At 36.4% G+C, this 20847-nt stretch carries 19 protein-coding genes and 1 CRISPR repeat array (1 of these 20 running past the window's edge); of the genes, 15 read left to right on the top strand and 4 right to left on the bottom strand.

Going from position 1 to position 20847, the window contains the following annotated elements:
• Positions 1–281 precede the first annotated feature (281 nt).
• The 4 genes from IGJ34_RS02240 to IGJ34_RS02255 are packed head-to-tail and all read left to right on the top strand — an operon-like array spanning position 282 to position 3552.
• Positions 282–1295: a lipoate--protein ligase gene (locus tag IGJ34_RS02240; protein WP_430598016.1), complete on the top strand. Its 1014-nt coding sequence runs from the start codon at positions 282–284 to the stop codon at positions 1293–1295.
• A gap of 15 nt (positions 1296–1310) precedes the next feature.
• Positions 1311–2042: a methionine ABC transporter ATP-binding protein gene (locus IGJ34_RS02245; RefSeq protein WP_069654004.1), complete on the top strand. Its 732-nt coding sequence runs from the start codon at positions 1311–1313 to the stop codon at positions 2040–2042.
• Positions 2039–2713, top strand: a complete 675-nt coding sequence (locus tag IGJ34_RS02250) for a methionine ABC transporter permease (protein WP_083241759.1) — start codon at positions 2039–2041, stop codon at positions 2711–2713. The genes IGJ34_RS02245 and IGJ34_RS02250 overlap by 4 nt, the downstream gene beginning before the upstream one ends.
• Before the next feature lie 17 nt (positions 2714–2730).
• Positions 2731–3552 carry a MetQ/NlpA family ABC transporter substrate-binding protein gene (locus IGJ34_RS02255; RefSeq protein ID WP_430598017.1) on the top strand — a complete coding sequence of 274 codons (822 nt, stop codon included), beginning with the start codon at positions 2731–2733 and terminating at the stop codon, positions 3550–3552.
• Between the two features lie 113 nt (positions 3553–3665).
• Here IGJ34_RS02255 and IGJ34_RS02260 read toward each other — a convergent pair whose 3' ends face one another.
• Together IGJ34_RS02260 and IGJ34_RS02265 are read right to left on the bottom strand one after the other, a co-directional pair.
• On the bottom strand, positions 3666–3848 hold the full coding sequence (locus IGJ34_RS02260; RefSeq protein ID WP_206834195.1) for a hypothetical protein: 183 nt from the start codon (positions 3846–3848) through the stop codon (positions 3666–3668).
• Between the two features lie 25 nt (positions 3849–3873).
• On the bottom strand, positions 3874–5070 hold the full coding sequence (locus IGJ34_RS02265; RefSeq protein WP_069654001.1) for an MFS transporter: 1197 nt from the start codon (positions 5068–5070) through the stop codon (positions 3874–3876).
• Positions 5071–5321: 251 nt separating this feature from the next.
• Between IGJ34_RS02265 and IGJ34_RS02270 the strand changes: the two genes are divergently transcribed.
• The 4 genes from IGJ34_RS02270 to IGJ34_RS02285 all read left to right on the top strand — a co-directional run bounded on the left by IGJ34_RS02270 (position 5322) and on the right by IGJ34_RS02285 (position 8719).
• Entirely contained in the window at positions 5322–5978 is a 657-nt protein-coding gene (locus IGJ34_RS02270) for a Crp/Fnr family transcriptional regulator (RefSeq protein WP_430598018.1), read from the top strand.
• A gap of 170 nt (positions 5979–6148) precedes the next feature.
• Positions 6149–7087 carry a helix-turn-helix transcriptional regulator gene (locus IGJ34_RS02275; protein WP_430598019.1) on the top strand — a complete coding sequence of 313 codons (939 nt, stop codon included), beginning with the start codon at positions 6149–6151 and terminating at the stop codon, positions 7085–7087.
• Between the two features lie 608 nt (positions 7088–7695).
• Complete coding sequence (locus tag IGJ34_RS02280) at positions 7696–8316, top strand: type 1 glutamine amidotransferase family protein (protein WP_430598020.1); 621 nt, start codon at positions 7696–7698, stop codon at positions 8314–8316.
• Complete coding sequence (locus tag IGJ34_RS02285; RefSeq protein ID WP_034683529.1) at positions 8306–8719, top strand: DUF3224 domain-containing protein; 414 nt, start codon at positions 8306–8308, stop codon at positions 8717–8719. Before IGJ34_RS02280 ends, IGJ34_RS02285 begins: the two co-directional genes overlap by 11 nt.
• A 272-nt stretch (positions 8720–8991) precedes the next feature.
• On the opposite strand, the gene IGJ34_RS02290 is transcribed toward IGJ34_RS02285, so the two are convergent.
• Together IGJ34_RS02290 and IGJ34_RS02295 are read right to left on the bottom strand one after the other, a co-directional pair.
• Complete coding sequence (locus IGJ34_RS02290; protein WP_430598021.1) at positions 8992–9129, bottom strand: hypothetical protein; 138 nt, start codon at positions 9127–9129, stop codon at positions 8992–8994.
• Between the two features lie 99 nt (positions 9130–9228).
• The gene (locus IGJ34_RS02295; RefSeq protein WP_430598022.1) at positions 9229–9501 is read right to left on the bottom strand and encodes a hypothetical protein; all 273 of its coding nucleotides are present in this window, start codon (positions 9499–9501) and stop codon (positions 9229–9231) included.
• 1284 nt (positions 9502–10785) lie between these two features.
• On the opposite strand from IGJ34_RS02295, the gene cas3 reads away from it, so the two are divergent.
• Genes cas3 through cas2 form a run of 7 tightly spaced genes read left to right on the top strand, consistent with a single transcriptional unit; the run spans position 10786 to position 18694 of the window.
• Positions 10786–13221 carry a CRISPR-associated helicase Cas3' gene (gene cas3 / locus IGJ34_RS02300; RefSeq protein WP_430598023.1) on the top strand — a complete coding sequence of 812 codons (2436 nt, stop codon included), beginning with the start codon at positions 10786–10788 and terminating at the stop codon, positions 13219–13221.
• Between the two features lie 17 nt (positions 13222–13238).
• On the top strand, positions 13239–13958 hold the full coding sequence (gene cas5c, locus IGJ34_RS02305) for a type I-C CRISPR-associated protein Cas5c (protein WP_207120875.1): 720 nt from the start codon (positions 13239–13241) through the stop codon (positions 13956–13958).
• Positions 13955–15853, top strand: a complete 1899-nt coding sequence (gene cas8c / locus IGJ34_RS02310; RefSeq protein WP_430598024.1) for a type I-C CRISPR-associated protein Cas8c/Csd1 — start codon at positions 13955–13957, stop codon at positions 15851–15853. Before cas5c ends, cas8c begins: the two co-directional genes overlap by 4 nt.
• A 3-nt stretch (positions 15854–15856) precedes the next feature.
• Positions 15857–16714, top strand: coding sequence for a type I-C CRISPR-associated protein Cas7/Csd2 (cas7c, locus tag IGJ34_RS02315; RefSeq protein WP_430598025.1), 858 nt, complete (start codon positions 15857–15859; stop codon positions 16712–16714).
• 1 nt (position 16715) lies between these two features.
• Entirely contained in the window at positions 16716–17369 is a 654-nt protein-coding gene (gene cas4, locus IGJ34_RS02320) for a CRISPR-associated protein Cas4 (protein ID WP_430598026.1), read from the top strand.
• The gene (gene cas1c, locus IGJ34_RS02325) at positions 17366–18394 is read left to right on the top strand and encodes a type I-C CRISPR-associated endonuclease Cas1c (RefSeq protein WP_430598027.1); all 1029 of its coding nucleotides are present in this window, start codon (positions 17366–17368) and stop codon (positions 18392–18394) included. The genes cas4 and cas1c overlap by 4 nt, the downstream gene beginning before the upstream one ends.
• Before the next feature lie 9 nt (positions 18395–18403).
• Positions 18404–18694 carry a CRISPR-associated endonuclease Cas2 gene (gene cas2 / locus IGJ34_RS02330; RefSeq protein WP_206834183.1) on the top strand — a complete coding sequence of 97 codons (291 nt, stop codon included), beginning with the start codon at positions 18404–18406 and terminating at the stop codon, positions 18692–18694.
• A 166-nt stretch (positions 18695–18860) separates the two neighbouring features.
• A CRISPR array of direct repeats spans positions 18861–20847; the repeat unit is 33 nt; unit sequence GTCTAGCTCTGTATAGAGCTAGTGGATTGAAAT; it runs 1290 nt beyond the window's last position.

Genomic DNA, 20847 nt, shown 5'->3' on the forward strand with positions numbered 1-20847 from the left:
TCAGAATCTTCAGATCATTGGAGCGGTTTTTTATTTTACTTAGCTCTATGAATTCTAAAGTTCTCAGAGTTCTTGTGTACTAAAATCTGTCGTAAACGGAAATTTCTGTTATATAAAATATCTATTTTCCTCATAATATAGAGCTTTTTTGAGCAAATATGTGTAATATTATAATTAGGAATGATAGACTGAATCTGTTGTTGGAATAATCAGAAAGTTTTTATTTCTTCTATTGAAAGCACTTTTATAAAAAAGCGAAAAAATAAGAAAAGAGGAATAGAATGTATTATGTAATGATGCCCTCTCACGATATTCGCCGAAACTTGGCGACAGAACAATATCTACTGAACCAATCAACGTTTGACGAGCCACTTGTTTTGTTTTATATTCAAAAACCTTGTGTCATTGTTGGACGCAATCAGAATGTGCGAGCGGAAGTTGATTTGGCTTATGCAAAAGAACATCAAATCACAATTACCAGAAGGTTATCTGGCGGTGGTGCGGTGTATGATGATTTGGGGAATCTGAGTTTTAGCTTTGTTGTGAATGCAGATCATGAATCTTTTGGGAACTTTAAAGTAGTCACACAACCAATCATTGAGGCCTTACATGAAATGGGCGCAACGGGGGCCGAAGTCAGTGGTAGAAATGATTTGTTGATTGATGGGAAAAAATTCTCTGGAAATGCTATGTATACGAAAAATAAAAAAATGTATTCTCACGGTACATTGATGTTGGATGTTGACTTAGACGAAGTTAGCCGGGTATTGACTGTTTCCGAAAAAAAGCTAGCATCAAAAGGGACAAAATCTGTCAGAAGCCGAGTAACTAATCTCAAACCATATCTGGCGAAAGAATATCAAGGGATTTCTACAGAAGCGTTTCGAGATCGATTATTGCTGCATTTATTTAACGCGAAAACGATGGAATCAATCAAGTCACAAGAGTATCAACTTACACAAGAAGATGAGCAAGCTATCGACCAATTGGTGTTAGACATTTATGGAAATGATGATTGGGTATTTGGTGAGGAACCGAAGTATACAATAAAAAGAGAAGAGAAGTTCACAGGTGGACTAATGGAAGCCAATATTTCTGTGGAAAAAGGACGTATTTCAGCAATTGCGATTTATGGTGATTATTTTAGCCAAAAAGATACGAAAGAAATAGCCGATTTATTGATTGGCTGTAGGTATGATCGAGAAGCACTGGAACATGTCTTAGCTGAAATCACTGTAGACGATTATTTTAGTAATATTTCGAAAGCAGAATTTATTCAGTTATTGGTCGATTAAGTTGGAGGGAATAACATGATTCGTTTTGAACAAGTATCAAAGAGCTATAGCCACAAGAAAGTGACTGTCAAAGCATTAGATAATGTTGATTTGCAAATAAACGACCATGAATTATTTGGTGTGATCGGTGAAAGTGGTTCTGGGAAATCAACGCTATTGCGTATGATCAATACCCTAGAACGGCCAAGTCAAGGCACAGTCAAAGTTGCGGGAGTAGATTTGATGCAGTTGAGCGAAGCAGAACAGCGTCAAAATCGAAAACAAATCGGCATGATTTTCCAGCAATTCAATTTACTTTACAATCAAACGGTGAATGAAAATATAGGACTTCCTTTACGTTTAAATAAAACCTATGATCAAAAGCGGGTGCAGGAAGTGCTGGATTTTGTACGTCTGTCAGAGAAGGGAGAACAGTATCCCAGACAGCTTAGCGGTGGTGAGAAGCAACGTGTGGGGATTGCGCGAGCGTTGATTACACAACCTAAAATCTTACTCTGTGATGAACCAACTTCCGCGTTAGACGGCCAAAATGCCTATGACATCATGGAATTATTACGAAAAATCAATCAAACGTTTGGGACAACGATGGTCATTGTTAGCCATGAGTTAACATTGATCAAGCAATTATGTAATCGAACGGCGATTTTGGAAAAAGGCAAAGTGCTAGAAACTCTAGCGATTCAAAAAGAGCAACAACAGCTGCAATTTGGCACATATTATGAAAGAGTTCGGGAGAGTTTGGGATGATGACAGCATATATAGATAAAATTAGTTACTACCTTCCAGAACTTACAAAAGCTCTTTCTGAAAGTGGCATCATGATTTTAATTTCAATCGTCGCTGCGGTAGCTCTGGGATTACCACTTGGAACCTTTGTGTATTTAACGAAAATATTACCGAGTAAGTCCAGTCAGTGGATAGGGATTTTATTGAATGGCTATATTAATATTGTTCGCTCATTCCCTTTTTTATTGTTTGTAGTGGCACTGATTCCCTTTACTCGCTTTGTACTAGGAACGGCATTTGGGACGTATGCAGCAGCGTTACCATTAAGTTTTGTAGCAGTTGCAATATATGCCAGACTTGTGGAACAAGTGCTTTTAGAAATGCCAAACGATAGTTTAGAACTAGCACGTTCTTTAGGCAGTACCAAGGTTCAATTGATTTTTCGTTTTTTATATGTGGAGGCACGCTCTGGATTAGTTCTAGCGTTGACATCAGTAATTATTAGTATGGTTTCTTATTCGACTGTAATGGGTGTGATCGGTGGTGGCGGAATTGGCGATTTTGCCTTGCGTTATGGCTATCAACGTTATGAATATGCCGTCATGTATACGGCAATTGTCTTGATGATCGTTTTTGTCAGTGTGATTCAAATCAGCGGTAGCTGGTTAGCTAAAAAAATAAACAAAAAATAATAGATTGGAGCAAAATCATGAAAAAGAAAGTATGGATCAGTATGTTAGTGTTGGCTGGAGTGGTAATTGTCGGGTGCGGAGGTCAGAAAAAAGAAGCAAATACAGAGAAAAAAGAAGATAAAGTGATCAAAGTTGCTTCACATATTCCCTCAACCGTTGAAGTAGTTGAGTTAGCCGCAAAAGAAATTGAACCTGGCTATAAAGTAGAATTAGTGCAAGTAAATGATAATATTCAATACAACGAATTATTGAATGCCAAAGAAATCGATGCGAACTTTGCACAACATGAACCGTTTATGCAAAAATTCAATGAGGAAAAAGACGGTAATTTAGTTGTCGTACAAAAAATATACAATGCTAAAGTTGGGTTTTATTCTAAGGAGTATAAAGACATCAAAGAGCTTCCAGAAGGAGCAAAAATCGCCTTGCCAAGTGATGTTTCAAATGAAGGTCGGGCTTTGGCAATCCTAGATGATGCTGGTCTGATCACATTAAAAGATGGCGTGGGCTTTAATGGAACAATCAAAGATATTGTTGAAAACCCGAAAAAATTGGAATGGGTTTCTGTTGATTTATTAAATCTAGCTGAAGCGTATAACGAAAATAATATTGCGATGGTCTACAATTATCCAACCTATATTGCGAAAATTGGGTTGACACCAAAAGATGCTATTCTATTGGAGAAGAAAGTAGATGATCGTTTTGCAATCAGCTTGGTTGCCAGAGAAGACAACAAAGATTCAGATAAAATCAAAGCGCTGAAAAAAGCGATGACGAGCGATAAAGTTCGAGAATTACTGGAAACAAAATACAGTGAAACATTAACACCTGCATTTTAAAAAATCAGCGTCGCCAACAGGTTAACCCTGATAAGCGACGCTGATTATTATTTTTTGTGATAATGCAACAAAGCTAAGTAGTAGAGTCAATGAGCGTTTGATCTTCGCTGATTTTAACCCATGATGTTATTATTTTCTGTAGCCATTTGAATCGCTTGTGCGTAATGATCCATAGCTAGTTGGTGCATAGTGATCGATGTAATATCTTTTTCGATATGACCTATCCGAGTATTCAATTCATCAATTTTTACTAAAGTTTGCTGTAACACTTCTAGCATACGTTCATCTGTATTCATACTATCGCTCCTTTTATTGTTCGTTTCATTTACTTTCGTAAGTGGGTGCTTTTGACTGGTAAAATAAAGCATAGAGAACCGTACAAACCACAGGGATCAACCCTGCAACGAAGTACAACCCTTGGAAGGAAAGTAGACTCCGTAATTCGCCTAAAACGTACGGTCCAACACCTAAACCAAGGTCTAAACCAATGAAGTAAGTAGACAATGCAATGCCGATTCGATGACTATTAGGACTGGCTTTTAAACAAATCGCTTGGCCATTTGACATAAACGTACCATATCCCAAACCAATCAATCCACCTGAAACAAGCAACATCCAACCACTTGTGGTCACGCTCAATAAGAGTAATCCTGCCGTTAGAAAAATAAAACTAGGGTACATGACCGCATTTTCACCACGCGCATCAAAGATTCTGCCAGACATTGGACGAGTCGCTGTGATCACCAACGCATAGACCACAAAGAAAAAAGAACTAGCACTGACTAAATCGATCACTTTGGCATAAGAGGAAAGAAATGAAAGGACGCTGGAATAAGAAAGTCCCATCAAAAAGGCAATAAACGAAATAAATAGCACTTTTTTTTCAATAAAACTATCAACTGTCCAACGAGATAAACTAGCTTTGTGAGCAGCACTTAATTGAATATTTTTTACAGGGAAGATAAAACAAGCAATCGTTGTCAAGAAAATCAGCACGATCGAAAACAGAATAATAAAATAAAAACTCGTTGTATTTAATAAAATCATCCCAATAAATGGACCGATCGCAGCGGCTAAACTAGTGCTTAGTCCATAGTAATTGATTCCTTCCCCATGTTTGGATTTAGGAATATACGCCGTCACAATCGCATTTGTCGCAGTCGACACCGTTCCATAACCAAAGCCATTAAGTAAACGAACAAAATAAAGAATCCCGATACTTGGAATATAGAGATAAGCAATCGTTGTAATGAGATAAAACAAAGCGCCATATCGCAAGACCGCTTTTCTACCAAGCAGTTCCAACATTTTTCCCATAAATAGCCGTGCAAATAAGGTACCGATAATATAGATCCCTGAGGCAAGACCTGCTTGACCTAGTGAAGCATGAAGCGTATCTTGCGCAATTACTGCGATGATTACCATCAATAAGTAATAAACGAGATAGACCACAAAATTGATCAACGTGATGCTGATAAACCCTTTATTGAATAACTTTTCTTCTGAATGTTCCGTCATTGTTGCACGTTCCTTCTTTCTTGTTAGGATAAGCTTAAATTGCAAATTACAATTCTTTTCTGAAAGCTAGTTGTATAGATACTATACGAAAAAAACGAGTAATAAAAATGCGGATTTGTTTTTAAAAAAAGTTATTAACAAAAAAGCACAACAAAAGTCATATACATTTGTTGTTGCTTTTCGATGTGTTATCATCTTAAATAAGAATAGCTTTTACAGGAAATTTCATATAAATGGTGAGGAGTTACTAAATGGATAGCCACGTGTTGCAAGAATACTTAGATGATCATTCGTTTCCAATCGTAGTGAAGAAAAAGAGAACGTATCTTACTTATGAAGGGTTACAAGACCGTTATGCTTATATTTTAAAAAGCGGCATTATCAAAACTAGCGTTATTTCGCCAGATGGACGAGAATTCAATCTTAGATATATCAATAGCTTGGAAATCGTTTCGCTTTTACGGGATGAATATTCTCAGTTTATTGATGCGCCGTTTAACATTCGAATTGAGTCAGAGCAGGCAGAGTTGTATCAGATTGATCGTGTTCAGTTTTGGAAGGATATCAATCAGAGTAAAGACCTGCAGATGTATGTGAAAGATTATTATCGTGTGCGTTTGATGTACTCGATGAAAAAGATGCAGCAGATGTTGATGAATGGGAAATTTGGTGCGGTTTGCACTCAGATTTATGAGTTATATGATACGTTTGGTGTGCAAATAGATGACGGATTATTGATTGATTTTGTGGTGACAAATGAAGAGATTGCTCATTTTTGTGGCATTACTTCTGCTAGTAGCGTCAATCGAATGATGCAGCAGTTGAAGGACTTAGGCGCAATCAAGATTCTGGAACGGAAGATTGTGATTACGGATCTGGAGATTTTGAAGGATAATATTATTTTATAGAGCCACGTAGATAAATTCTGATTTTGGACTGTTTGTTTACTGGATTAAATTGTGTGATAATCTGTTACGAAGTATAATGATAATAGAAAAATCAAGAAAGAAGGAATCGATGAGCATTTAGCAAATGGATTCCTTTTTTATCTGTATAGATACAGTGAAAAGGAGAAATTATGAAAATAGATCGCTTGCTCAGCTTGGTAAATTTATTGGCGGAAAATGACCGAATGACCGCCAAAGGGTTGGCAGAACGGCTGGAAGTATCTAAACGAACCATTTATCGTGATATCGAAACCCTGAATTTAGCGGGGATTCCGATTATTTCTTATTCAGGGATTCATGGTGGTTACGGAATTGTCGATGGTTACAAAGTAAGTAAACATGTTTTCTCAACTGAGGATATTTCGACGATTATGACAGGTCTTTCAGCGATTCAAAGTATTTCAACATCCTCTGAAATTAGTCCTTTGCTGGCAAAAATTGCCCCGAATACGAAGGTACAACAGCCGCAAAGTGATTTGTTGATCGATCTATCTTCTTGGTATAAACCAAATGACGGAAAAAATAAATTAGATGATTTACGACAAGCGATAGCAACACAGCAAATCATTGTGATTCAATACCATTCCAAGAAAGGCTATTCTGAAAGGGAAATAGAGCCTTATAAGCTTATTTTTAAAGCTTCACATTGGTATCTGTATGGTTTTTGTTTAAAAAGAAAGGCGTTTCGCTTATTTAAACTGACAAGGATTCAAACATACGCGCTGTTAGGCGAGAGATTTGAATCTAGACCACTAGACCCTGTAGAGCTAACCAGAGAGTCTGAAATTGATTATTTAGAAGCGATGGTATCGCCAGACGTTCAGCAAATCGTCTTAACTTATGAGCAAAAAGATAAATTATATTTGATTGATAAACTAGGGGCAGAATTTTTTCAGGAGCATGAAAAGAAATCAACTACTGGAACGATTGTATTTCCACTGATAAATCATAAAAAATCGGTCGATTTCATTTTACGTTTACAAGATAAGGTACGAGTTGTTGAACCGCGGAGCATAGTAGAGGCAGTCAAAGCGAAAATCGAAGAAATGTATTTTCTTTACAAAAGCTGACAACCAGTTGTCACACTTCTGTTGTATGATGAACTCCAACAGGTATCTAGCTTATCCTTTTTCCATCAAATCGGGAAGTTGTTACCGTTATCTAGCTATGCGGGCTAGCTCCTCAGGAAAAAGATAAAAATAGTTCGTGGTAAAGAGCACCACAATCGATTTTTCCTATTTTCCAGTCGGAGCTGAACGAGCTCGCTTCGCTTTTAATGTTATCTAGCTATGCGGGCTAGCTCCTTAGGAAAAAGACAAAAATAGTTTGTGGTAAAGAGCACCACAATTGATTTTTCCTATTTTCCAGTCGGAGCTGAACGAGCTCGCTTCGCTTTTGCTTTGAAACATGCCAAGAAATACAACGAAGTTATGAGTTGATATTGATTGGTACAAGGTGACTGAAAGGAACGTTGCTTCCTCATGTTATTAAGATGTTGAAAAGTACAAGGTGTAGCATAGCGGAACGTTGTTACCGTATGTTATCTAGCTACGCGGGCTAACTCTTCGGGAAAAAGATAAAATCTAAATGAGGCAAAAAGCACCTCAGTTAGATTTTCCTATTTTCCTGTCAGAGTTAAACGAGCCCGCTTCGCTTTTAAATTAAGGAGGAATAAATCATGACAGAAGTGTTTTTTGTATTATTAGAAGATTATGCAGATTGGGAAGCAGCATCGATCGCAGCAGTCTTGAATCAGCAAGAGGGGTTCACGGTTAAAACTGTTTCAAATGAAAAACAAGCGATTCATTCAATGGGCGGTTTTTCGACATTACCAGATTATACGCTTGCCGAAGCGTGTCAAAAAGAGTTTGCTGCGTTGATTTTAATTGGTGGAAAATCTTGGCGAACGGATAAAGCCAAAGAAGTCGATGCTTTAGTAGCCAAAGCGGAGCAACAAGGTGCTGTGATTGCAGCGATTTGTGATGCGACTGTCTATCTGGGAAGTCTAGGGTTACTAAATGATCACAAGCATACAAGTAACCAATTACAAGACTTACAAGATTACGCTGGCGCGCGTTATACTGGTGGGAATCACTATTTAGAAGTTCAAGCAATAAGAGCAAACAACCTGATTACAGCTAATGGAACTGGGCATTTAGAGTTTGCAAGAGAAATTTTGTTGGCACTTCAAGTAATGCCTGAAAAAGAAGTGGAACAATGGTATAACTTTTACAAGTTAGGTTACTATGAAGCAATCAAACAAGAATTAAGAAATGCAGGTGAGGATCATGTTGGCTAAAAGTACCTTTGAGCTTGTTTCATGGGAGGAAGAATTATTGGCAGATATCCCGACTGAACAACCAGTGGCGAAAGCTTCTGCTTGGTATAAAGCCTTACAAGAAATTACAGGCAGTTTCAAAGCAGATTATTTGTTGCATTACTCGCAGTACAATCAAGAAAACCCTCATCTATCAGAAGCAACCTATTTAGGGTATCTGTTCTTTGAAGGGGTGCTAAAAGGCCGCAAAGGCACGTTTGTCTTAGAAGAACGAGGGACTTTTGAAAAGGGACTTCCGCACAATGAATTAGTGATAAAAGAGAACACTGGAACGGAAGAACTTTCAGGAATTCAAGGTACGGGCAAGTATTTTTTAGATGGAGACAACTTGGTTATTGAGATTGATTATGGGATTGAGAAGTAAGGTGTTTGTTAGTAGCGGAACAATCCAAAATGTATGTAAATATATTACGATAATCAGTAAAATGATAAGTGGACAGGTTGTTTATCGTGATAGGACAAGATAATAACAATTTTTATCACAGTGATTTTGCATAGGAAAACTGTTTATCAGTAATAGTAGCGAAAGGCTTAGAAAATAGTATTCATTTCTAGGTCTTCCGCTTTTATACGAAAACTACTTGAAAGCAAGCGCCTATTAAAACTTTTAATGAATTGTTTTGCGAGAAAGACGTTCTATTTTGGAATAAATGAAATAATTCCTTCTTTATTTTTATAGTAGTAGAATTCTTGATTTTCTTTTATAGCTAATTTTTTTGGAAAGATAATAACAATTCTCTCTCCTTGTTTTGTTGCTTTTAGTAAATTCAACATAATCCCTCCTATTTTTAATGTGACTTAAAATAGTCCAATCATATTTTTGTTCCTGACACTATCTAAATACGCAAAAGATCATTCCTTTCATTTTTTTAATCAACTATTTTGATTTTGTGTAATAATAGCCAATTGTTTTTGCGACTCTGCTATCAATAACTCAAATTCTTTATTAAATATTTCAAATAATTTGGCACTAGCGTAATACTGTTTAACGACCTGTTTTTTATTGATTGGTGTTGTTGGATTGGTAAAATATTTTTCAAGAACTTCCAATGGTTCTTTCCAAGATTCTAAACGTTCGAGTGAATCTCGAAGATTTAGAATCTCTTGATACGGGACAGTTTTAATGCAGATGGCGGAATTTTTCAAGGTAATGCTCCTTTTCTCTTTGTTTGATTTTTGTATGTAGAGCGAAAGAAAAAGTGGAAAGCTGTCCGTCTCTATTGTTGAATTATGCCAGTATGTAGGGAACTTCTTTGTGTAAACAGAGAAAAATTCAAAAAGTGTCTAGAAATTCTTACAAGAATTAGGTACAATAAAGAAGCTAGTGCTACGGTACTGGTAAATGGGCAACTTGGATAGAGAGGGATTGCTTTCTATTCAGGGCTTCATTGAACGGTTGGCGCCGAACAATGAAGTGCCTATTTTTCTTTTTCTCAAAATTTATAGGATAGAAACAAAAAAAGACGATCCACAGGTGACCTGTAATCGTCTACAAATAGGCAAGATAAAGAAACTATAAAATGTGTCGTCACTATAACAGTGTTCAACAAAAATAGATGGATTCTTACGCTATTGGCAAAATTGTTTTACAGGGATTGCTGTTTAAACAAGGCTTCTGGTTTGGTTGGCGCCAGACCACGAAGAGCCAATTTATTTATTTTTAATGTTAGTTATTTCTATCCTATGCGTTTTATTATACAGAAAGAGTGGCTTGTTCACAATGAATTTTTTTGAGGGAAGGGATTAAATAACAGGGAAATTAGGTTCCTTATATATAAGGAAAAATAACAAAACTTTTTTTAGAGTGGTCGATTATTTTTTGTTTATTAAGCTAAAATGCTCGCTTTTTCTTTTGTGATGTAGATATGTATCGCATAAAAGAGATGAGCTCAATGGCTTATTGTTTTTTATTTAGAAGAGACATAAAATATCTGAGTCATTTTTTCATACTGTTATTTAACAAAAATAAATCAAAAAAAGCCTGGATAGTAGTTATCCTAGGCTATTCCTTGTAGTTACGTACAAAGACATAATACTTAAAAATTTCAATCCACGCATTCTAAAATTTACTATAGATTACGACATTAATTAATCAGTGTTTACAGAATATTATAGCATAAAATTTTGTGTAAAAAATTCTTTTAGTCGGTATATATTAATTTATTATTTACTATTTCTTTCTTAAAGGATAAAATGATATAGAACAGTGGATTTTTCTTACAAAGAACAAAATACATAAAAGAAGAATTAAAAGGAGTTGCCACAATGTATATAGAAGGATATGTCCTAGTGATTTTAATTATTGGCATTTTTGTTTGGCAGATTATCGCTAGAAAAACCAAGGAGTGATATTGAAAAAAATATCGCTATTTTTTTCTGGAATGATATAATACATTTAAGACATTTAGACGACAATTAAGGAGTTTTGGTATGTTTATAGCACATATTAGGGAATTGGATGGAGAAGAGCAATTATTAAAAAATCATTTAAAAAATAGCGCAAAACTAAGTGGTCACTGGGGGAAAAAATTCAATTTAGAAAAGACTTGCTATTTAGCTGGTCTTCTTCATGATTTCGGCAAGTACTCTGACGAATTTCAATATTATTTAAGACAAGCTGTAAAAGACCCAAACAGTGTTAATCGAGGTAGTGTGGATCATTCAACAGCTGGCGGTAAGTTACTGTTTGAGTATTTACATCAAGAAGAAGTGAATCCATTTCAATTATTCCTCGCTGAAATTATTGGCGATGCGATTATCTCCCATCATAGTAGTAATGGGCTACAAGATTTTTATAAACCAGACGATATGCGCTCTGTTTATTTAGAACGAGTAGTAGAAAAAACAATTCCAGAGTATGATTTAATGAAAGAACGATTTTTTAAAGAGGTAAAATCAGAAGCTGAATTTCAGCGCGATTTACGAGTAGCGAGTAAAGAAATCGAACAATTTCATCAAAACATAAAAACGGAACACGCTTACTTTTTTCTACTAAAATTTGTCTATAGCTGTTTACTTGATGCAGATCGAACCAACACCATGTTGTTTGAAGCACATCGAGAAGAAGAAAGTGTAGAAGTAGATACGCACACTTTACTGAAAAACTATCAGCAACATTTAGAAGAGCATATTGAAGAATTGGAGAAATCCGCATCGAAAACAGCTATCAATCAGTTACGAACAGAAATGTCTGAAACATGTAAGCATTTCGCTGAACAACCAACGGGAATCTATAGTCTGTCGATCCCGACTGGAGGAGGTAAAACGTTAGCAAGTTTACGTTTTGCTTTAAAACATGCTCTTCAACATAGCAAAGATCGAATTATTTTTGTTGTCCCGTTCACTACAATTATTGAACAGAATGCTCAAGTCGTGCGGAATATCCTAGAGGATGATCAGCATATCCTAGAACATCATTCCAATGTATTTACAGAAGAAAGAGTAGATCAAGAAGATGAATCAGAGTTATTAGAACAAACGCAGGAATTAATGAAAGACAATTGGGATTCACCAATCATTTTTACAACAATGGTACAGTTTCTTAACGTTATTTATAGTCGTGGGACTAGAAATCCAAGACGATTTCATAATTTACAAAATGCAGTGATTATTTTTGATGAAGCACAAGGCGTTCCAATCAAATGTACTCATATGTTTACGGAATCTTTGAACTATTTAAAAAATCACGGACAAACAACCAGTGTTTTGTGTACCGCAACACAACCTTCATTAGATAAATTACCCAAAGAACTTGAAAAAGATGGTGAGATGATTCAGAACTTATCGGAGATAGAAAAGTCATTTAAGCGTGTAGATCTTGTAGGAAAACTGAAAAATGGCGCGTGGTCATTAAACGAGTTAGCTGATTTTAGTCAGGAAATTTTGGAAGAAAAAAATAGTTTGTTAATGATATTAAATACAAAATCAGCTGTTCTGAAAATGTATCAAGAATTAAAAGAACGCTCACTTAGTAATGTAAAAATCTTTCATTTAAGTACAGCGATGTGTCCAGTTCATCGAAAAGATATTCTAAAAGAATTAAGAAAGCAACTTAAAAATACTAAAAAAGATCAAAAAATAGTATGCATCACAACACAACTGATTGAAGCAGGGGTAGATATCAGTTTTGAGTCAGTGATTCGTTCTACAGCAGGATTAGATTCAATGGCGCAAGCGGCAGGTCGTTGTAATCGAAATGGAGAAGCTGGAAAACAAGCAGTTTATCTCGTCAATGTTTCATCAGAACTTGAAAAACTCTCCCGTTTAAAAGAAATTTCGGTGGGAAAAGAAGTGACAGAACGAATGATAAAAGATAATAATGAGCAACCAAGATTATATGACGGAGAATTACTTTCCGCTAAAGCACAAACTAGCTATTTTGAACGTTATTATAATCATGAAAAGATTGAAAATGAGCTTGTGTATCCCGTCAAAAAAAGTTCGTTAACGCTATTTCCCTTGCTTGGGAACCAAAAAAATGCTTCTCAACAATATCTTGACAAGCATCGGAAAAAATTGGGATTAGTATTAGGTAGTAGTCCTCAAACAATAGGTCATCATTTTGAAGTAATCGAAGATTTTACGACATCCGTTCTTGTCCCTTATAAAAAAGACAATGCCCAAGGAGCAAGAATCATCGAAGATTTGAATGGCGAATTATCCCCGAATGAGGTTGTACCGTTAATAAAAGAAGCACAACAATACATGGTGAATTTATTTGACTATGAAATAACAGAATTGAACAAAAACGGTGCTATTTTTCCTCTGTATAATGGGAATATTTTTGCTTTGACCGAAAATTCATATTCAAATGAATTTGGAACTGATCCAACAGCTTTAGCAGCAAGTGACGAACTTATTTTTTAATGAATGGAGGAAAAGCAGTGAGAAATCAGGTAAGTTTCAAAGTTTATGGTGAGTATGCGTTATTCACTGATCCTGTCACAAAAATGGGTGGGGAAAAAATGACCTATCAAGTACCCACATATCAGGCATTAAAAGGAATCACAGAGTCGATTTATTGGAAGCCGAGTATTACGTATTATGTTGACGAAGTTCGGATTGTTAATCCTATTCAAATGGAATCAAAAGGCATTCGTCCTATGAAATACAATGATAGTAGCGCCAGTGATTTAGCCTATTACACGTATTTAAAACAGCCGTGTTATGAAGTGAAGGTGCATTTTGAATTTAATCAATATCGACCAGATTTAAAACAAGATTGGAATGAACATAAGCATTTTCAAATTTTAAAACGAGCAATCAAAGCGGGAGGCCGAAGAGATATTTTCCTAGGTACTAGAGAATGCCAAGGCTACGTAGAACCTGTAGATTTCGGTGAGTCAGAAGGCTTTTACGATCATTATGGGGAACTTCATTTTGGAACGATGGTTCATGGATTATCCTATCCAGATGAAACTGGAAAAGATGAATTAGCAGTTCGGTTATGGCAACCGATTATGGAGAATGGTGTGATTCATTTTCTACGTCCTGAAACATGTGAACTGATTAGACCATTAAAAAGCATGCAGATGAAACCTTTCACTTTTAATGAAATCGAATCTGTCGATCAATTAACTGAAGTATTGGAGGGGGAGGAATGAGTTGGCTGTATGACCTATATCAAACTTACGAAGCAAATCAAGACTTAGTTGGAAAACCGATTAGAACATCATGGGGAAAAGAAATCGTTCTTTTACCAGTTGCTCATGCTTATCAAAATGCCCAAATTGAAGTTCGAGTAACACCTCAAGGAGAATTTTATGAAGCGAAAGTAATTCCTAAAGAAGATGCGCCAACTGTGATTCCGGTAACGATTGAATCCGCAGGACGAACAAGTAAACCGACACCGCACGGGATACATGATGGCTTGCAGTATGTAGCTGGTGATTTTGAATCTTATGGTGGTATTTACAAAAAAGGGAATAATTCGTATGAAACATACATGGGAAACCTTAGGGAGTGGTGTCAGTCTCCAGAAGCCCATCCAAAAGTACAAGCGATTTTCACCTATTTAGAAAAAGGAACATTAATCAGCGATCTGGTTGAAGAACGAGTATTACTTGCTAAAGATCACCAACTCATTCCAAAATGGAAAAAAGAATTGGAAGCTGAATTTGGAGAAAAACCAGAGATTTTTTCAGTTCTTGCTGGCGATCAATTTTCAACATTTGTTCGTTTTTCTGTGTATGATGCAGAAATAATAACCGATGAAGTGTGGCAAGATTTATCTGTGATTGAATCTTATGTTCAGTACTATAGTCAGAATCTTCCAGAAGCGGGGTTAGATTATGTGACGGGGCAACAATTGCCAATTACTGAAAATCATCCATCAAAAGTTCGCTACGGCGGAGACATGGCCAAAATTATTTCAGGAAATGATCTACAAAATTTTACATTTAGAGGTAGATTTTCAGATAAAAACCAAGTAGCAATGATTAGTTATGAGGCTTCACAAAAAGCACATAATGCGCTGAAATGGTTGATTGGTAAGCAAGGATTTATTTTAGACGGGCGTGTATTTTTGGTTTGGGGTAAAACGCAATTGGCTGTTCCATCACCAGAAGAATCGAGTATGGATGTATTTGCAAATTTATTTCCAGAAGAAACCGAGGTTGTTACTGCAGAAACAACAGCACAACAGTTTGCAGAATTATTTCAGCAAGCAATGAGAGGGTATCAAAAGGATTTAACTCGTGATGCACCTATTTATATCATGATTTTAGATGCAGCAACACCTGGGCGAATGGGGATTTTATATTATCGTTCAATTCAACATGTGGACTATTTTAAACGCTTTGAGCAGTGGCATCAAACGTGTTTTTGGCGGCATACTTATGGTAGTAAGAATAAGCAGCGGTATACGTTTTGGGGCGCACCTGCGCTAAGAGATATTGCAGAAGCAGTTTATGGTGCAAGAGGGAATGAAACCTTAGTTAAAAACACTGTGGAACAATTATTTCCTTGCGTTATAGATGGTCGAATGATTCCTAAAAATATTGTTCAAAGTTTATTAAAACGGGCATCCAATCCAGTTGGTATAGAAAATTGGGAATGGCAAAAAACGTTGAGCATTGCGTGTGCGGTAATGAATAAACACTTTAATTTCAAAAAGGAGGAAAGAAATGTGGCGTTAGATAAAAATGAGACAGAGAGAAGTTATTTATTTGGCAGAATGTTAGCTGTAGCAGATAAATTAGAGGAAGATGCCTTAGCAGCAAATGGGAAGTTGGGAAGTAGACAAACAAATGCAATTCGCTATATGAACGCTTTTAGTATGCATCCAGAAACTACTTGGAAAATTATTCAACAAAATTTAATCCCTTATCAATCTAGATTGTGGGGAAATGGTAAAAAATTTCAAGATATATTGAAAGAAATAGGAAATAAATTTGAGATAAGTCAGTATAATGATGAACATCTAAATGGTAAGTATCTATTAGGGTACTATAGTCAAAAATACGAACTAGAAAATAAAAAAGATAAAACGGAGGAATAAACAATGAGTACACTAGAAAATAAAATTGATTTTAAAGTAATTGTTTCAGTAACAAATGCCAACCCAAACGGTGATCCATTAAACGGGAATCGCCCACGACAAAATTTTGATGGTTTTGGTGAAATATCAGATGTCGCAATCAAACGTAAAATTCGTAATCGACTGCAAGACTTAGGTGAACATATTTTTGTTCAGTCTGATGACCGTGCAGATGATGGATTTAAAAGTTTGAAAGACCGAGCAGATGCAGTCGAAGAACTAGAAGCAATCATTAAAGACAAGAAAAAAGATGCAGATCGTTACGCAGAAGTCGCTTGTAAAACATTTATGGATACTAGAAGTTTTGGACAAGTATTTGCTTTTAAAGGCTCTGATTTGTCTGTTGGTGTTCGTGGACCGGTTTCGATACAAACAGCTGTCAGTATAGATCCAATTGACATCAACACGATGCAAATTACAAAAAGTGTGAATTCTGTTACTGGTGATAAAAAAGGCTCAGACACCATGGGAACCAAACATTTCGTAGATTTTGGCGTCTATGTCTTCAACGGCAGCATCAACGTCCAACTAGCAGAAAAAACAGGTTTTACCGAGGCAGATGCAGAAAAAATCAAAGAAGCCCTAACCACTCTTTTCGAAAACGATGCATCATCCGCTCGTCCAGATGGCAGTATGGCAGTCGAAAAGGTTTACTGGTGGGAACACCCAAGCAAAATGGGCAAAGCATCATCCGCGAAAGTCCATCGCTCAGTAAAAATCGAAAAAATTCCTGAAGTTGATCGTGCAAAATCATTTGACGATTATACAGTCACCGTGGAACCACTAGAAGGAATCGAGTTAACGGTTATCGAAGGTTTGTGACATGTACGATGAACAAGATTATTTGATGATCTCAGGGATTCAACATTTCCTCTTTTGCCGTCGTCAGTGGGCATTGATTCATATTGAACAGCAATGGCAAGAAAATGTGCTGACGTTGGAAGGTCAGTATTTACATGAAAAAGCCGATCAACCAACAATTCGTGAAAAGCGCAAAGATCGTTTGATTGTTCGCGCATTGCCGATCCATTCACCAACTTTAGGAATTACTGGAATCTGTGATGTGGTGGAATTTGTGCAAGATCCAAACGGTGTAACATTAAACGGAGAAACGGGAACTTATTTACCTGTACCAGTTGAATACAAGCATGGTAAACCCAAACAAGAGCTTAGTGATATATTACAATTAACAGCTCAAGCCGTTTGCTTAGAAGAAATGTTAGTCTGTGAAGTACCTAAAGGATATTTATATTATCATGAAACGAAACGCCGAGAAGAAATCGAAATTACACCTGCTTTACGAGAAGAATTACAAAAAAATGTAGCAGAAATGCATCAGTACTGGACCAGACGCTATACACCAAAGGTAAAAACTGGAAACTTTTGCAAAAAATGTTCCCTACAAAATATCTGTTTACCTAAATTAATGAATGTTCAAACCGTTAAAGGTTACTTAGATCGGAGGTTATGCGAGTGAAAAAACTGTTGAATACCTTATTTGTAACAACCCGAGATGCCTATTTAGCTTTAGACGGTGAGAATATTGTGGTCAAAATTGATGAACAGAAAAATAGAGTTCCACTTCATAATATAGAAGCGATTGTCACTTCTGGTTATTTAGGTGCTAGTCCAGCGTTGATGCGTAAATGCGCTGAAAAAAATATAGGCATAACCTTTTTAACGACTTCTGGTAAGTTTGGCAGTCGAGTGACTGGCGGCACAACTGGTAATGTCACATTGCGGAAAAAGCAATATCGTCTATCGGATAGTGAAACAGAAAGTTTGGCAATTGCTCGTCATTTTATTATTGGTAAATTGTACAATCAACGTTGGATGTTGGAACGGATGACGAGAGAAAATCCGATGAGAATTGATGTCGAACGGTTTAAACAAATTTCCGGAGAATTAAAAAAATACATTGAAGCTATCCGCCAAGTTGGCGATTTAGAATCGTTAAGAGGAATCGAAGGACAAGCAGCAAATCGTTATTTTCTATTGTTTGATCAAATGATTTTACAGCAAAAAAGTGATTTCGGTTTTTATGGTAGAAACCGCCGACCACCTTTGGATAATGTAAATGCCATGCTTTCCTTAGCTTATACTTTGTTAGCGCAAGAATGTGCTGCTGCATTAGAAACGGTTGGACTGGATCCTTATGTTGGCTTTATGCATCAAGATCGACCGGGGAGAGCTTCTTTAGCACTAGATTTGATGGAAGAGTTGCGAGGCATTTATGCGGATCGTTTTGTTTTAACGTTGATTAATAAGAAAATGGTGACCGAAAAGCATTTTGTCAAAAAAGAAAGTGGTGCAGTCATTTTGACGGATGATGGTAGGCGTATCTTTTTTCAAAAATGGCAAGAGAAGAAACAAGAACAAATTCAGCATCCATTTTTAGGTGAGAAAATCAATTGGGGATTAGTTCCTTACGCTCAGGCATTGTTATTAAGTCGCTTTTTAAGAGATGATTTAGATGGTTATCCACCGTTCTTATGGAAGTAGGTGAAAAGTATGTTAGTGTTGATCACTTATGATGTCGCGACAAGCTCGAAGAATGGAACTCGCCGTTTGAGAAAGGTAGCAAAAAAGTGCCAAGATTATGGACAGCGTGTTCAGAATTCTGTTTTTGAGTGTGTTGTTGATGCAACGGAGTTAACTCGCTTAAAAAAAGAGTTGATTGATTTAATTGATGAAGAATTAGATAGTTTACGTATTTATAGATTAGGGAATAATTATCAAAATAAAATAGAGCATATTGGTGCAAAAGAAAGCTTTGATGTAGAAGCTCCTTTGATATTTTAAGTAAAATTGGTGCGAACCCCAAGTGCTCATGAAATCACTGGGGGATCCGCACCATAATTTCGTCATTTTTGATCAATAAAAAGCTTTTTTCTCATGTGAATTTAATTTTCAAAGTATTTTTTTGTGAGAAAGTAAGAATATGTCATATATTTTTGCTGTTTTCACGGTCTAGCTCTGTATAGAGCTAGTGGATTGAAATATAGTGACGGTTCGTGTCTCTGATACATTAATACGTCTAGCTCTGTATAGAGCTAGTGGATTGAAATAATGTAAACAATGGGTTTTAACACAAAATTTATAGTCTAGCTCTGTATAGAGCTAGTGGATTGAAATATCTCCTGGAGTACCGACAAAATCAGAGTACGGTGTCTAGCTCTGTATAGAGCTAGTGGATTGAAATACCACGAGTTAAAGTTTTGTTTATCATGATTGTCGTCTAGCTCTGTATAGAGCTAGTGGATTGAAATATATTATGAAAGGTATTACACCAGAGATAACTGAACGTCTAGCTCTGTATAGAGCTAGTGGATTGAAATAGATGAGTAAAGCACCAATTTATTTACCAATATCATGTCTAGCTCTGTATAGAGCTAGTGGATTGAAATTTGGTCGTACTAGTGCAAATACATTAGTGCTTGAACGTCTAGCTCTGTATAGAGCTAGTGGATTGAAATAAAGACTTATCAATTGCTGCAGAGTTCATCCATGTCTAGCTCTGTATAGAGCTAGTGGATTGAAATTTTGTGAAAAACAAAGAGGTTTAGTCTAAAACGAGTCTAGCTCTGTATAGAGCTAGTGGATTGAAATTAAACTCCTTATCTATAATGTCCGGCTCCCAACATGTCTAGCTCTGTATAGAGCTAGTGGATTGAAATATTTCCGTTAACAACATTTTGTTTTGATTGGCTTGTCTAGCTCTGTATAGAGCTAGTGGATTGAAATACCTCAACCTCTTGCCGTCTCTGCTTTTTCGTAGTCTAGCTCTGTATAGAGCTAGTGGATTGAAATTCCGTTTAAAGGGTAAAATCTTATTTTTAAAGCAGTCTAGCTCTGTATAGAGCTAGTGGATTGAAATTGGTGAACCATCCACATATAAATCCACATTTTTAGGTCTAGCTCTGTATAGAGCTAGTGGATTGAAATACGTGAAACATAAGGAGGTGAAAATAATATGGCTGTCTAGCTCTGTATAGAGCTAGTGGATTGAAATACGTGAAACATAAGGAGGTGAAAATAATATGGCTGTCTAGCTCTGTATAGAGCTAGTGGATTGAAATAACTAACCAACTAAACGATAAAAGATTAACACATTGTCTAGCTCTGTATAGAGCTAGTGGATTGAAATGTCCAATTATCTGGAAGAGCATTATTATATATATCGTCTAGCTCTGTATAGAGCTAGTGGATTGAAATACCACCTGTTTTAGGAATCCACGGTTTACCTAAATGTCTAGCTCTGTATAGAGCTAGTGGATTGAAATATGGCTTTAAGTTAGAAGATAAAGAAGCAGATAAAGTCTAGCTCTGTATAGAGCTAGTGGATTGAAATCTCGGTTTAGAAGTGGAAAGTTGTATGGCTTGCTGTCTAGCTCTGTATAGAGCTAGTGGATTGAAATGTGACCGAGACATAGTGAAGTATGAAGGAGAGCTAGTCTAGCTCTGTATAGAGCTAGTGGATTGAAATCTCCAAAATATCCCCGAATTGATACCGCATTGCAGTCTAGCTCTGTATAGAGCTAGTGGATTGAAATGGTGGTGGCTGGTTTAGCTTCTTTTAGAAAATCTGTCTAGCTCTGTATAGAGCTAGTGGATTGAAATCTTGAGAACGTCAAGGGACTGCTCAACCACGAAGGTCTAGCTCTGTATAGAGCTAGTGGATTGAAATTGCAATCGTTACAGAGGTTCAAAAGAAACCTGAGTCTAGCTCTGTATAGAGCTAGTGGATTGAAATAGCAGATGTATACGACGCTATCCATGCAGTGCAGGTCTAGCTCTGTATAGAGCTAGTGGATTGAAATTATGTCGTTATATCCTAGCTATTAATCAATTGCCATGTCTAGCTCTGTATAGAGCTAGTGGATTGAAATTGCTGAAACTAATCTTTCTGCTTTGTCAACAGCATGTCTAGCTCTGTATAGAGCTAGTGGATTGAA

The organism is Enterococcus sp. AZ177 (assembly GCF_050544585.1).
Classification (GTDB): Bacteria; Bacillota; Bacilli; order Lactobacillales; family Enterococcaceae; genus Enterococcus_L; species Enterococcus_L plantarum.

Bases quoted from the DNA above. Each gene is read 5' to 3' on its own strand.
- IGJ34_RS02240 (WP_430598016.1), top strand. From the start codon at position 282: ATGTATTATGTAATGATGCCCTCTCACGATATTCGCCGAAACTTGGCG.
- IGJ34_RS02245 (WP_069654004.1), top strand. From the start codon at position 1,311: ATGATTCGTTTTGAACAAGTATCAAAGAGCTATAGCCACAAGAAAGTG.
- IGJ34_RS02250 (WP_083241759.1), top strand. From the start codon at position 2,039: ATGATGACAGCATATATAGATAAAATTAGTTACTACCTTCCAGAACTT.
- IGJ34_RS02255 (WP_430598017.1), top strand. From the start codon at position 2,731: ATGAAAAAGAAAGTATGGATCAGTATGTTAGTGTTGGCTGGAGTGGTA.
- IGJ34_RS02260 (WP_206834195.1), bottom strand. From the start codon at position 3,848: ATGAATACAGATGAACGTATGCTAGAAGTGTTACAGCAAACTTTAGTA.
- IGJ34_RS02265 (WP_069654001.1), bottom strand. From the start codon at position 5,070: ATGACGGAACATTCAGAAGAAAAGTTATTCAATAAAGGGTTTATCAGC.
- IGJ34_RS02270 (WP_430598018.1), top strand. From the start codon at position 5,322: ATGGATAGCCACGTGTTGCAAGAATACTTAGATGATCATTCGTTTCCA.
- IGJ34_RS02275 (WP_430598019.1), top strand. From the start codon at position 6,149: ATGAAAATAGATCGCTTGCTCAGCTTGGTAAATTTATTGGCGGAAAAT.
- IGJ34_RS02280 (WP_430598020.1), top strand. From the start codon at position 7,696: ATGACAGAAGTGTTTTTTGTATTATTAGAAGATTATGCAGATTGGGAA.
- IGJ34_RS02285 (WP_034683529.1), top strand. From the start codon at position 8,306: ATGTTGGCTAAAAGTACCTTTGAGCTTGTTTCATGGGAGGAAGAATTA.
- IGJ34_RS02290 (WP_430598021.1), bottom strand. From the start codon at position 9,129: ATGTTGAATTTACTAAAAGCAACAAAACAAGGAGAGAGAATTGTTATT.
- cas3 (WP_430598023.1), top strand. From the start codon at position 10,786: ATGTTTATAGCACATATTAGGGAATTGGATGGAGAAGAGCAATTATTA.
- cas8c (WP_430598024.1), top strand. From the start codon at position 13,955: ATGAGTTGGCTGTATGACCTATATCAAACTTACGAAGCAAATCAAGAC.
- cas7c (WP_430598025.1), top strand. From the start codon at position 15,857: ATGAGTACACTAGAAAATAAAATTGATTTTAAAGTAATTGTTTCAGTA.
- cas4 (WP_430598026.1), top strand. From the start codon at position 16,716: ATGTACGATGAACAAGATTATTTGATGATCTCAGGGATTCAACATTTC.
- cas2 (WP_206834183.1), top strand. From the start codon at position 18,404: ATGTTAGTGTTGATCACTTATGATGTCGCGACAAGCTCGAAGAATGGA.